Raw genomic sequence first — 13096 nt, forward strand, 5'->3', positions numbered from 1 at the left:
GGACGCGAGGACGTTCTCTACAACGACTGCTTCGAAGCCTACCTCGACGCGGCGTGATCCTGCCGGCGGTTGATCCGACGCCGATTTTCAAAAGCCAATCGAAAAAGCGAGGGTTATTTTCCATGAGCAACGATCACGCGCACAGCCATGAGTCCGGGCACGACCACGAGCACCATCACCATCTGCGGGAAAGCGAGACCTATTACGCCGCCCGTACGAAGGCGCTGGAATCCCTGTTCCGCGAGAAGGGGCTGATCGGCACCGACACCGTGGACCGGATCATCCATTTCTTCGAACACGAGATGGGTCCGTTCAACGGCGCCCGCGTGGTGGCGAAGGCCTGGACCGACCCGGCCTTCAAGGCCCGCCTGATGGAGGACGCCAATTCGGGGATCGCCGAACTCGGCCTGCGCGACGGCATCGAGGGCGAGAACCTGCGGGTGGTGGAGAACACCGCGTCCGTGCACAACATCGTCTGCTGCACGCTGTGCTCCTGCTGGCCGTGGCCGCTGCTCGGCCTGCCGCCCTACTGGTTCAAGGATCCGGTGTTCCGCGCCCGCGTCGTCCGCGAGCCGCGCGCCGTCCTGTCCGATTTCGGCGTCACGCTGCCGGCCGGGAAGCGGGTCGAGATCTGGGACAGCAGCGCCCAGGTCCGCTACTTCGTCATCCCCGAGCGGCCTGCCGGCACCGACGGCTGGACGGAGGAGAAGCTCGCCGCCCTGGTTTCCACGGAGTCGATGCAGGGCCTGGCCCTCGTTTCGGCGTGATCGGAAAGGCCCGTCCCATGAACACCACCACGGAAGCCTTCGTCGACGACCTGCGCAACGGTGTCGGCGCGCTGCCGCGCAATTGCGAGAGCCTGCAATTCGAGGAACCCTGGCAGGGGCGCGTCTTCGGCATGGCGCTGGCCTTGGCGGAAGCCAGGAGCTACCCCTGGGAATCCTTCCGCCAGAGCCTGATCTCGACGATCGGCGCGTGGGACAAGTCCCACCCGCCCGACGACGAGACCTGGAACTACTACGAGCAGTGGCTGTCGGCCTTCGAGAAGCTGGTGCTCGACCGGGGACTGGTCACCACCGAGGAAATCGACCGGCGCACCGAGGAGTTCCGGACGCGCAGCCGCGACGAAGTGATCTGACCGGGGCGGGGAGCCGCCCCCATCGATGCTCCGTCGTCCGGGCCATCCGAACCGGCCGGTGAGGATGGATCCGGCCCTGAATCCTGCCCTTCCAGCCGAAAGGCTCTTGCCATGATCATTTCCCTCGCCATCAGCGTCGCCCTGCTCGGGGGCGTTGCAACCTGGCTGTTCATGGTCTCCGACGCATTCCTGATCTGGGCCGCCTTCGTGGCCTGGGCCTGTTTCTACCACTCCGGCGGCGACGCCGCCGCCTTCCGCACGACGGTCGTCTCGAACCTGTTCGGGGTGGCCGTCGCCTGGACGGCGGGGCTGGTGATCGCCGGGGTTCCCGGCGGCGCCGTCTGGGGCGCCAGCGTGGTGGCCGTCTCCATCGCGGTCTACATCCTGGCGGCCCACATCAAGGCGTTCTCCTCGATCCCGGCCGTCACCTACGGCTACGCCTGCACCTTCGCCTACCTGACGCAGAACGCCGATGCCTTCACGCCGGGCGTGATGCTGTCGTTTTCCGGCCGCAACGCGCTGCTGCTCATCCCCGTCTCGATGATCGTCGGCGCCCTGTTCGCCTACGCCTCGGCGGTGCTGGCGGCGCAGATCAGCCGGATCCTCACGCCCGGGACCGTGCGGGCGACCTGATGCGTCCCGCACGCCGGCCATCCGCTCCACCCACCCGTTCTCAAAGATAGGAACACGACCATGTCGTCTTTGCTTCAGCGCACCCTGCCGACCAACGAAGCCATCTCCCTCATCGGCGGCTCCACCACCGTCCGCGACCGGCTGCTTCCGGCCTTCTTCGCGGCGATGCTCGGCTGCCTGATCGTCGGCATGACCGGCTTCGCCCACATCGAGGCCGTCCACAACGCCGCCCACGATACCCGCCACGCCAACGGCTTCCCCTGCCACTGAGCCGGGCGGCGACACCACCCCCGCGCAGAAGGGCCTGCGCATCTGGAAGGACAAGGCCGATGCAGACGTTCCGTTCGATAGTTTTCACAGCGCTGGCGGCGGGACTGCTCGTCGGCCTCGTCACCACCCTGGTCCATCAGGTCGGTGTGGTGCCGCTGATCCTGGAAGCCGAGACCTACGAAGCCGCGGAAGCGGTTCCCGCCGCGGCCCACAGCCACAGCCACGACCAAGGCCACGGCCACGACACTGCAGCGGCGTCCTCCCCGGAACACCACCACGACGCCAAGGCCTGGACGCCGCAGGACGGGTGGGAGCGCACGCTCTTCACCGCCCTGGCCGACGTCCTGACCAGCACGGGTTTCGCCCTGCTGATGAGCAGCGCCTTTGTGCTGGTACGCCGCCGTCTGTCCTGGCGTGAGGGCCTGCTGTGGGGGTTGGCCGGGTTCACCGTGTTTTCGCTCGCCCCGTCGCTCGGGTTGCCGCCCGAACTGCCGGGCATGGCGGCGGGCGACCTGATGGCGCGCCAGATGTGGTGGATCGGCACCGCGATGGCCACCGCGCTGGGACTGACATTGATCGCCTCCCGGCGCTCCGGCCGGACCATCGCCTTGGCTGCGATCCTCCTCGCCGCCCCCCACATCATCGGAGCCCCTGCGGCCCCGGCCGAGGAGAGCGGCGTGCCGATGGCACTCTGGTCGGAGTTCGTCATCGTCGCCCTGGCGTCGAGCCTGGTCTCCTGGTTGGCATTGGGGAGCATCACGGCGGCGTTCCACCGGCGGCTGTTCGCTTGAGAGCAATGCTGGAGGATGGCGATGATCTCGGCCACCCCGGACACTCGCCGTCCTCCAGCATGCCTTGCCCGACGACGGGAATGCCGGAGGAAGCGCTTCAAGTCACCCCGCTGAACACAGCGCCTTCTGTCTATCCGTGACCCGATCGCCATCCCGCCGCGATGGCCCGGACCTTCGCGACAACCGCCGCCTCATCCACCGGACGCTCGCGGCAGCCGCACAGATGGGACAAGCTGACAGCACCATCCTGATGACCAACCGGGATGACTGAACGACTGCAAGGCGGAATTTCCCGAAACCCGGTTGCTCAATCCGTCCCCCAAGCCGAGATGCTAATTCCTGCGAATGTCCTTACCTTCATCCGCCCCCTGCGGCGAGGGATACCGAAGGCACCGCGGACTGCCGCCTTGCTGTTACCTCTGTTGAGGGTGGCAATCGCCGTCTCCCACTTTCCGGCACCCGATCGTCGTATGGCGACCATCATTCCGGATAGAACCCCGGGAACGCGCCAGTCTGGCTTGTATTTCTTCACGCATCGCGGCACATTTGTATTGGACAGGAGCCTTGAAGACATGGAACAGGAGCTACCCCTGTGGTGTGTTCGTGTCCATGCCCTCCACCAGCGACCGAAATGCGATACCTATGTCCCGCAAGCCGGCCACGATGTTGAGCAGGCGGGGTAGCGAACGCCCGAGACAGTCGAGTTTCCGCACCACCAGCGTGCCGTTGGTATGCGGAGTGAGTTATCATCGCTTATCAAGTATAATTTCGGTCTTCGGCCCCTTTTTTATTGGGAGGTCGGCGCGTGATCCCGATTGTCTGGAAGGATTCAGAATATGTTCTAAATCATTGCGCGCGCTCCCTCGCGCGCGATAACAGTGACGGTCGACATAGCTACGGCCAATTTGAGGTTGGCGATGCACGGGCCGCAATCGCCGAGGCTTGGCGTTTTCCCATCATCGACAGCTTTCGCGACTCAAGTGCCGACCGCGGCGCCGGTCTGAACCTCGTCACCTTCGTCTGCATCAACCGGGCGGCGGCGCTCGGGCGTTCGCTCGGCGTCATCGGCTCCTTCGCAAGCCTGGTGGAGCCCATTGCCCTGCAGCAGGTGAAGGACAGCGACTATTGGGCGGTGAGCGTCGCCATTCCGAAGGGGGAGGTGCATTACTACCGGTATCTGGCCGGCGGACGGACCCTGGTCGATCCGATCAATCCTCAGCGGACGCGCCGCCCCGATGGTTCGGAGTGGTCGCGATTCTTCACTGACTATTGCACAAGCCTGGTCGTGCTTGCTCCCTGGGAATTCCAGCTCCTGGAGCGCCTGACCGAGCACATCCTCCCGTTCCGCACGACCGAGGCCCAGCGCTGGCTCAACTCCTATTATCAGTCTCTCGACAAGTCCGGACGTGAGGCCCAGTTTGCCCGCGCCTTCCGACTTGAACAGTCCGTCGGAGCCGCCTCGTTCATCGACAAGCTGCTCGCCCGGCAGGAACAGCACCGGCTGGTCGACTACCGGATCTGCCTGGCGCTCTGCTACCAGGTCCTGCAACGGTGGAACAGGGGCAAGGACCCGCTCAAGCTGCCGCTTGATGACTACCGGCAGCTCTATGAGCAACTGGCCAATGACACGCCGGGGGCAATCGCCGGCTGGGACTATGGACAATATTCCAGCCCAAGGTTCTTCCTGCAACTGCTGCGTCGTCACGCCTTCACCGGCGCCTTCTCCCATCCCAAGCACGGCGGCAACATCGGAGCGGCGGGCTGGCAGTTCCTGGCCAGCAACCTCACCGATCCAGCCACCAATGCTTTGCCCAGGCTGCAATTGGCAGCCGCGCCTGCGCCTTACTTCGACTGGGCACGGGCCCACGAGCCGCCCTTGGGGCGCAGCAGCGAATATCACGGCTAGGACAGGAGGGGGAGGACGCGATGGCTCAAGTCGCCGAATTCGATGTTGTGATCATTGGAAGCGGCGGCGGCGGTGCACCGATCGCCCACACCCTGGTAAAGGCCGGCAAGAGCGTCCTGGTCATCGAGAAGGGGCCTCTATTCCGCCCCCAGGCCGACGATCCACTGGGATTGAGCGACTACAAGCGCGATGAGCTGATCTCGGACGGGCCCGAAAAGATCCTGACGGTGCCGGGCCTGGCCAACACGGGGGCCTCCTTCTTCACCAGCCACGTCGAGCCGGACCTCAACGACGAGCCCCACATCTACCGCAATGGCTCCAACGGCGACTATGCGACGATCGAGGGTTACACCTGCCAATGCGTCGGCGGGGGCACACAGCACTATGGCGGGGTCTCCCTGCGCTTCACCCCGCTTGATTTCCAACTCGCGAGCTTCAACAAGGGGCGAACCGACCTTGCCCCGGATGTGACGGCGGACGTCCTCGCCGAGATGCGCGACTGGCCGTTCGGCTACGACGCGCTGGAGCCCTGGTATTGCAAGGCTGAGGAACTGGTCGGTATCAACGGCCAACGCGCAAACCAGATGAAGCCGGCGAGTCAAGACCACTATCAGACGCCACTCCCCCCCAACCCCATCAGCAAGTATGCGCACGACGGCATGGTGGCGCTCAACATGGCCCCCTACCGCACGCCTCAGGCTGTCATCACCCAGGACCATGCACCCAGCGGACGCAAAGTCGGCACGATCGGACCGGGAAGCGATGACGGGCCGCAGACCGGCTACGTCAATCGGTATGGTGACGCGCTGGACTACAAGTCCTCAACCTGGGTCGCCCTGCTTCGCCCGATCAGTCGCGAGCCGAACTTCACCCTGTGGCCAAATACGGTGGTCACTCACCTGGAGGCGCAAGGCGCCAGGATCACCCGCCTCCATCTGCGCGATCCCAGCGGCCGGAACCTGACTGTCTCGGGCAAGGTGGTGGTCGTCGCCTGCTCGGCCATCGAATCTGTGCGCCTGCTGTTGCTATCCGGCGAGAATGATGCCGCGTTCGCAGGACGCATCAACGGCAATGGGCTGCTCGGCAAGTACTTCCTGACCCATTGTTTTGGCGGCGCCTCGGCGGTCATGCCGGGTCGCCACGACAAGTCGATCACCATTGATAGCGATTGGGCGACGGACTTCTGCGGCAGCGAGGAATTTATCCGAGAGAACGGGCTTTGGGCAGGCGGAGCGATTTACAACAATACATCGGATCAGGCGCTGCCAATCTCGCTGGGGCGCACGCACGGTGCTTCCGACCTCGATACGCTATGGCACGCCTTCAACAACGACACGCAGGTCGTTGGCGACCGATTCGTCGAGTTCCTCAACGCACAGTTTGGCCGCCGTCTCTCCGTCAGCTTCATGGCCAACCAACTGCCCCAACGGGAGAACCGCATCGAGTTGCACGACCGGGTGCGCGACAAGTGGGGCCGGCGCGTCGCCTACATCGTGAAGTCCTGGCACCCCCACGACCAGCGCCTCATGCTCACCCTGGCCAGCAAGTGCCGGGATATTCTGGCCTATGGAGGTGACGGTGGAGGCGGCAACTATCCGGTGGACGGATTCGGTGGGGTATTTATGAGCGAGAACTCGCTCGCGCGGATCGCCAACCACATACTCGGCGGAGCGCGCTTTGGCAGCGACCCGCGGGATTCCGTGCTCGATCCCAACTGCCGGGCCTGGAGCTTCGACAACCTCTATGTGGCCGATGGCGCCTTCATGCCGACCTCGGGCGGCGCCAACCCCACCCTGACCATCCAGGCAAACGCTTTCCGCGTCGGCGACCAAATCGCCTCAAGCGGGCTGGTTTGAGGAGGCTGCCGTGGATCCTCGCTTCAACGCCAAGTTCGATCCCAGCGCGCCGGGGCTGGGGGCGCCCATGCCAGCCGATGAGTTGGGGCGCGCATCGCTCCACCCGCAGTTCAACGATCTGTTCAGCGATCCCTGGAACGAGGTCTTCCAGGTCGTCTTCTATCCAGACCGCGTCTATCACGCCGCCTACCTCAATGCGACCCGCAGCAGTCGCTACCGCTACAATGTCCGCGAGGTTCGGAACGCCTTCGACATTACCGTGCTCAAGGCACAGGTGTTCCTTGACGGGGTATTCCTCAGCAACGTGCTGCGGGTGGAGTACCGCGGCGGACGCCTAACCGAAGTTGCCCGTGAGAGGGGCCGCCTGCTGGGCGATCGCGTCGGCATGTACCTGAAGATGCTGGACCCCGGGCAAACCGATCCCGACGGGGACGAGGGGCCCTCGGACAACGACATCACGCTGCATTTCGACAAATGGATCAACGCCTATCAGGCGGAGATCTGGGAGACCGTGGAACCGCCGCGCGGCAAGCGCCACGATATCCGCGTGATCGACCAGATCGGACTGTCCGGCCCGATCACCAGCGTCTTCGCTTTCAAGGAGCTGATGGCCCGCCTGTTCGAAGTTCGCCGCATAGAGGTAGCCTTCCACGAGCCTGCCGTGGAGGGAATTACCCGCTTCGCGATCGCCGACCCGGCCTGGGACAACAACTATCTGCGCAGTTTCCAAAAGCCCGTCGAGGATGTGCCAAGCTCATTCAAGAACACGATCGGCAAGAGCAACTATCTTCTCGACTTCCGCCGTGGTTATTTCTTCTCAAACCTTCGCGACCTGACGCCGGTCAAGTACCGCAACGCGATGATGGATCCGGGTAATCCGGACAGCGGCGACGACNACATCATCGAGATGCGCTGGGTCGTCCAGCGCGAGTTCGCTTCCTCGATGGTGTTCTTCCATGAGGTGACGATCCCACCGGGCAAGGTCGAGGGCACCCACCGGCACATCGGTACCGAAGAACTCTACTGCATCACCGAGGGAAGCGGCATTGCCTACATGGGTGAGGGCGACGACCCGGGGCTTGGTGCCTACAACTTGGTCGACCGCAACGTCTACGGCTTCGACCGGCGTGCTTGCCGCGAGCTGCCCGTGCAGCCCGGCAGCGTCATCTACACCAAGAGCGGCGGCATCCACGGGATTCGCAACACCGGTGCCATGCCTCTGCGCTTCGTCGCCTTTCTGTACCACACCGTCTAGCTGCCGAGGGGCCACATGGAGATCCTGCACAGCGACCGGGTCATTCGCGTCCAGCCGGGCCAAACACTCAGCTACAACAACGACAACCCGCTGTTGATGCTCATGGACCGGATCCAGGACGCCCGTTTCGCGGTCGACCGCGAGTGGTATCTGCGGGACCACCTCGAATATCTGTTCTCCATCGGTACACTGGAGTTTTACGGTCCACAGGGCGGGGACGCCGACCAGCTAGACCCAAAGGCTCAGGACAACAAGACCGACTTCCAGAAACAGAACGTCAAGAGCTTCACTTTGGCGCCGACGCAGCTGGTGCGGGGCTGGGTCTCGACCGGTGAGACGATCTGTCCGTTCCTGCGGATCAGTTACCAGGCCGGTCCCGAGACGCCCCTGTGGCGCGCCATCGGAGGCTCGCCGGGCACACCGATCCGGCTCTGGCTGCGCGTCAACGGCCGCACCCCGGCTGCGCCGCTCGTCGTCCCTTACAACCCGCAATCGCAGCGCTACGAGGTGGAGATCTGGGGCTACTCCGGCCCTGACCTCCGCAACATCCTGCGGGCCGGCTCGCGCGACGCCCTCGTTACGGGGGCACTGCTCGTCGACAATGCCCTGGTCACCGGCAACCTCTCCGACTTCGACCAGGAGAAGGTCGCTGACCGCGACATGCGATCGATCTCCCCGGAGTGCACGGTCCACCCGGTGCTGCCGCTCCATGTCGAGTGCGCCTGGGCCGATAGCAGCCTCGCTCACTGGGACGCCCAGGGCGGAGCCAACTACCATTTCGAGTTCAACATGAAGCTCAGGGGATGGGACAACTTCCTGTCCGGCGGCGTGAGCCCCAACCCACATGGCGGCGTAGGGGTGCTCGACTACCGCAACCTGATGTCGAATTACGGCCGTTTCGCCGACAGCGGCGAGCTGGGGCGCACCCTTGAGAACTGGAGCTTCGACGCCTTCGGCAAGAAGGCGCCTGGGGTGCGGACCGAGCGCTTCATGGCGGTCGATTACATGGACCTTCATGTCGTGCATGCCGATTGCGGTATTGGCCTGCACCGGCACCGGGACAATCAGGAGGTCTTCCTGATGATCGATGGTCGAGCCCTGATGGTGGTGGGCGATTGGTGCAAGATGCCCGAGCGGGAGCGCTGCTTCGAGGTGCGCACCTTGCGGTCTGGGCACATGGCATTGCTCAAGGGGGGCAACCTGCATGGCATCTTCAACACCACCGACGAGCGCATGCTGCTGTTCATGTTCGGCGGCTACGACTGAGATGGCGAACGCCGGCACCGATGCGCGGATGGGCGCCAACCTGCGGCCGTTCGGGGCGACGTTCCGGCTCTGGGCGCCGGCCGCAAGTTCGGTCAAGGTGCGCGGCAACTTCACCAACTGGAACGACTATCCCCTGGAGAGCCAACCCGGCGGCTACTGGTTCGCCTCGGTCGATGGCGTCAAGGAAGGCGATGAGTACCTCTACGTCGTCGATGGCCCGGCGGGGGTAGGCTTCAAGCGCGATCCGTTCGCCCGCGCGCTGACTCGGGTTCCCGCGTTCCCTGACTGCAACTGCGTCGTCACCCAGCCGGTGAGCTTCCCCTGGCATGATCAGGGTTTTCGTCCGCCGCCGTTCTCGGACCTGGTCATCTACCAGCTCCATGTCGGCGCCTTCTGGTCCGTCGACAATCAGGGCCGTGACCGACGCGCCGACAGCCCCGGCCGGTTCCTCGACCTGCTCGAACGGGTGGACCACTTCGTCGAACTCGGCGTCAACGCCGTGCAGCTGCTGCCGATCCAGGAATTCGCGACCAAGCGGTCGCTCGGCTACAACGGCCTCGATCTGTTTTCCCCCGAGATGGACTATTCGGTCGCACCGACCGACCCCGAATTCGAACGCTATCTCGATAAAGCCAATGGCCTGCTCGCGCGCTTCGGCCATGCGCCGCTGGGGCCGACCGCGATCGACTGCCAGACGAAGCAACTGATGGCGGTGATCGACATCCTGCACCTCCACGGCATTTCGGTGATCTTCGACCTCGTCTACAATCATGCCGGCGGCGGCTTCGACCCAAAAAGCCTGTTCTTCCTCGACCGCGACTGGCCCGGTGACAACAACCGTAGCCTTTACTTCACCGACCAAGGCTGGGCCGGCGGCCTTGTCTTCGCCTACTGGAAGCAGGAGGTACGCCAGTTTCTCATCGACAATGCCGGGCTGTTCCTTGAGGACTATCACGTCGATGGGTTTCGCTTCGACGAGGTCACTGTCATCGACCGCTATGGCGGCTGGCACTTCCTCCAGGACCTGACCGAGACGCTGCGTTTCAAGCGGCCGCAGGCGCCGCTCATCGCCGAATACTGGGCTGATCAGTCGGCGGTGCTGCGTCCTCGGGCACATGACGGCGCCGGCTTCGATGCCGTGGTCTCCAGCAACCTGCGCGAGGCCGTTCGGGCGGTGCTCGAGCAGGCGCGCGGCGGGTCCGGGGCGCGGCTCGATCTCGATGGGCTGGCGCAGGCGCTGCGCGCCGCGGGCGATACCGGTTGGCGGCAGGTGCGGCATCTCGAAAACCACGATATCGTACGCATGGACAACGACAATGATCGCGAGGCGCGCATACCGCGCCACGCCGATCCGTCCGATCCGCGGTCGTGGTTCGCACGCAGCCGCAGCCGGGTCGCCACGGGACTCCTGCTCACCAGTCCCGGGATTCCGATGATATTTATGGGCGAGGAAATCCTCGAAGACGAATATTGGAGCGATAGCCCCGACTATTTCCGCAATGCGCTCGTCAACTGGCAGGCCCTGACGACGGATCGATCCCGTCAGGATTTTTTCCGCTTCATCCGCGAGTTTCTCGGTCTGCGTCGGCAATTGCCCGCGCTGCGTGACGGCGGGATCAATGTCTTCCACGTTCACAACGACAACCGCGTCATCGCCTATCATCGCTGGCGCGAAGGCGAGAGCGATGATGTCGTCGTCGTCGCCAATCTCCGCGAGGCTCCATGGCATGGCTATCGCCTCGGCTTTCCTGGAGCGGGTCACTGGCGCGAGCGGTTCAACAGCGACACCTATGAGCACTGGGTAAACCCCGACATCCACGGCAATGGCGGCGGCGTCGATGCGGCGGCTCCCGCCCTGCACGGCTTTCCGGCTTCGGCGGAGATCGTTGTCCCGGCGAACGGCATCGTCTTGCTTTCTCGGTGAAGGGGCGGCGTATGGCCAACAACCTCGGCATCATCCAGGTCCAGACGGCCGGCACCGGACTTGCGCTTTGTCTTGGAATGGGCAGGTGGATCAAGCTGTAGGCGGCAGTTGGGGTGAACATCCAGCCGACGCGAGCCGTGCCCCGGAAACGGGTCTGGCGCAGCCCGACCGCTTTGATCCAACCGAACACCTCCTCAATCCGCTTGCGGATACGAAGGCTGACGGCGTACCCGGGGTGGCGGACGGACCGGCCGCCGATGGCCGGGCAGCGGTTGCGCGTGTTCTGCGCGACATGCCGGGCCGCGCCCGACTCGCTCGGCTTCGCCACGAAATCCCTGGTGTCGCAAGTCTTGTCGGCACCCACCGGGATGCGGTGGTGGCCGGGAATGGCCTCAACCATGGAGACCGCCGTCGCGATGATCTCCGCAGGCAACGGTAACCGGCATAGCGGCGGTCGGCGGATGTCGTCATGCCGCTCCAAATCCCGCCCTCGCCCGCTCCGGCAACCCGCCCAACACCAACTTGACGGAATCCACCGGGATCATCGCCGGGATCATCGCCGGGATCATCGGGCCAGATAGGCCCGCCAGCCGCCGAAGCCGGAAATATCCGGGGCGCCCAGGGTGTCGACCGCCTCGCACAGGAATCCGCTGACCATGCGGCCGTCGGCCAATTCGAGCGTGCCGATGCACAGCGGCTGCGGCAGTTCGGCAACGACGTGCCCGAAGGCCGAAGGCGTCAGCTCCCACAGCTCGCCGGGGATGGCAACGCCGCTCTCCGCCACGCGCAGCATGCCGGGCCGCGCCGGTTCCCCCGGCAGGGCGTAGAGGCGGTAGCGCGGTGCCGTCATCGCCGCCCCAACCAGCCGTCCGCCGACATCGGTCAGCTGCCGGTTCAGCGGCTGGCCGCTCAGATGCGCGCCGACCACCAGCAGGGAAATCAGCCCTTCGCCTCCGTAGGACGTGGGGCGGGCCGGCGGCAGCGGCAGACCGGTCGCCCCCATCGCCACCCCCGCCGCCCGGTGCACGGCACCCGCCACCACGGCGACGGCGGCTTCGCGGAAGGCAGGGGCGAGCAAGGTCAGACCGGCCGGCCGGCCATCGGGCTGGAAGCCGCTGGGAATGGCGATGCCGCAGAGGTCCAGCAGGTTGGTGAAGTTGGTGTAGGTGCCGAGGTTGGTGTTGAGCGCAATGGGATCGGCCATCACCTCCGCCACCGTGTAGATCGTTCCGGTGGTCGGCACCGCCAGCAGGTCGATGGCGTCCCACACCGGTGCTGTGTCGCGGCGCAGGGCCTCCAGGCGATACATGGCGCGGAAGCAGCCCACCGCGTCGTGCTTGTATCCTCCTTCGATGATGCCGCGGGTCACCTCCAGCCCGGCATCGGTGTAATCCGCCAGGAACTCGCCCACCGCCGCCGTGCGCTCCGCCACCCAGGGGCCGCTGTAGAGCAGGGCCGCCGCCTCGGCGAAGGGGGCGAAGTCGATCGGCACCGCCACGCCGCCCAGCGCCGACAGCCGGTCGAGCGCCGTGCGATAGAGGCACTCGGCCTCCGCATTGCCGAAGAAGCGCAGCTGGTCGGCGGCCGGCACGCCGAAGCGGAAGGGTGCGCGCGGGGCGGCCGGCACCGGTGGGGCCGCCCGGCTGTAAGGGTCGAGCGGATCGGACCCGGCCATCACCGCCAGCACATCCATGGCGTCTTCCACCGTCAGGGCGAAGACCGACACGCAATCCAGCGAGCGGCAGGCCGGCACCACCCCGGCGGTGCTGACCAGTCCCTTGGTCGGCTTCAGCCCGACGATGTTGTTGAAGGCGGCAGGCACCCGGCCGGATCCGGCGGTGTCGGTGCCGAGCGCGAAACCGACCAGCCCCGACGCCACCGCCACCGCCGATCCGGAACTGGAGCCGCCGGGAACGCACAGCGGGTCGATCGGGTTGCGCGCCACGCCATAGGGGGAGCGGACGCCGACCAGCCCGGTCGCGAACTGGTCGAGGTTGGTCTTGCCGACCAGGATCGCCCCGGCGTCGAGCAGGCGTTGCACCGGCGTTGCCGTGTCG

At 65.3% G+C, this 13096-nt stretch carries 11 protein-coding genes and 1 pseudogene; 9 read left to right on the top strand and 3 right to left on the bottom strand.

Annotated elements, in window-relative coordinates:
* Window positions 1-122 precede the first annotated feature (122 nt).
* From nthA to I71_RS08430, 5 genes are all read left to right on the top strand, one after another.
* Window positions 123-767, top strand: coding sequence for a nitrile hydratase subunit alpha (nthA, locus tag I71_RS08410; protein WP_083897048.1), 645 nt, complete (start codon window positions 123-125; stop codon window positions 765-767).
* Window positions 768-784: 17 nt separating this feature from the next.
* Window positions 785-1138 carry a nitrile hydratase accessory protein gene (locus I71_RS08415; protein WP_042693806.1) on the top strand — a complete coding sequence of 118 codons (354 nt, stop codon included), beginning with the start codon at window positions 785-787 and terminating at the stop codon, window positions 1136-1138.
* 111 nt (window positions 1139-1249) lie between these two features.
* Window positions 1250-1771 (top strand): DUF1097 domain-containing protein, encoded by a 522-nt coding sequence (locus tag I71_RS08420; RefSeq protein WP_042693789.1) that lies wholly within the window; start codon window positions 1250-1252, stop codon window positions 1769-1771.
* A 60-nt stretch (window positions 1772-1831) separates the two neighbouring features.
* Window positions 1832-2041 (top strand): CbtB domain-containing protein, encoded by a 210-nt coding sequence (locus I71_RS08425; RefSeq protein WP_042693791.1) that lies wholly within the window; start codon window positions 1832-1834, stop codon window positions 2039-2041.
* Window positions 2042-2100: 59 nt separating this feature from the next.
* On the top strand, window positions 2101-2832 hold the full coding sequence (locus I71_RS08430; protein ID WP_042693793.1) for a CbtA family protein: 732 nt from the start codon (window positions 2101-2103) through the stop codon (window positions 2830-2832).
* Window positions 2833-3416: 584 nt separating this feature from the next.
* On the opposite strand, the gene I71_RS40975 is transcribed toward I71_RS08430, so the two are convergent.
* Complete coding sequence (locus tag I71_RS40975; protein ID WP_375731181.1) at window positions 3417-3548, bottom strand: recombinase family protein; 132 nt, start codon at window positions 3546-3548, stop codon at window positions 3417-3419.
* Window positions 3549-3637: 89 nt separating this feature from the next.
* Between I71_RS40975 and I71_RS08435 the strand changes: the two genes are divergently transcribed.
* From I71_RS08435 to I71_RS08455, 4 genes are all read left to right on the top strand, one after another.
* Complete coding sequence (locus I71_RS08435) at window positions 3638-4738, top strand: gluconate 2-dehydrogenase subunit 3 family protein (RefSeq protein WP_042693795.1); 1101 nt, start codon at window positions 3638-3640, stop codon at window positions 4736-4738.
* A 20-nt stretch (window positions 4739-4758) separates the two neighbouring features.
* Window positions 4759-6594, top strand: coding sequence for a GMC oxidoreductase (locus tag I71_RS08440; RefSeq protein ID WP_042693797.1), 1836 nt, complete (start codon window positions 4759-4761; stop codon window positions 6592-6594).
* 1270 nt (window positions 6595-7864) lie between these two features.
* Entirely contained in the window at window positions 7865-9115 is a 1251-nt protein-coding gene (locus I71_RS08450; RefSeq protein ID WP_042693799.1) for a hypothetical protein, read from the top strand.
* Window position 9116: 1 nt separating this feature from the next.
* Window positions 9117-11039, top strand: coding sequence for an alpha amylase C-terminal domain-containing protein (locus tag I71_RS08455; protein ID WP_042693801.1), 1923 nt, complete (start codon window positions 9117-9119; stop codon window positions 11037-11039).
* A 79-nt stretch (window positions 11040-11118) separates the two neighbouring features.
* Here I71_RS08455 and I71_RS35735 read toward each other — a convergent pair.
* Together I71_RS35735 and atzF are read right to left on the bottom strand one after the other, a co-directional pair.
* Window positions 11119-11448 (bottom strand): annotated as a pseudogene (locus tag I71_RS35735) (IS5/IS1182 family transposase); the annotation flags it as partial.
* Between the two features lie 156 nt (window positions 11449-11604).
* Window positions 11605-13096 (bottom strand): allophanate hydrolase (gene atzF / locus I71_RS08460; protein WP_042693810.1); only part of this gene is annotated, 1492 nt, incomplete at its 5' end.

Source organism: Azospirillum sp. B506 (assembly GCF_000333595.1).
In the GTDB taxonomy this organism is placed as follows: domain Bacteria; phylum Pseudomonadota; class Alphaproteobacteria; order Azospirillales; family Azospirillaceae; genus Azospirillum.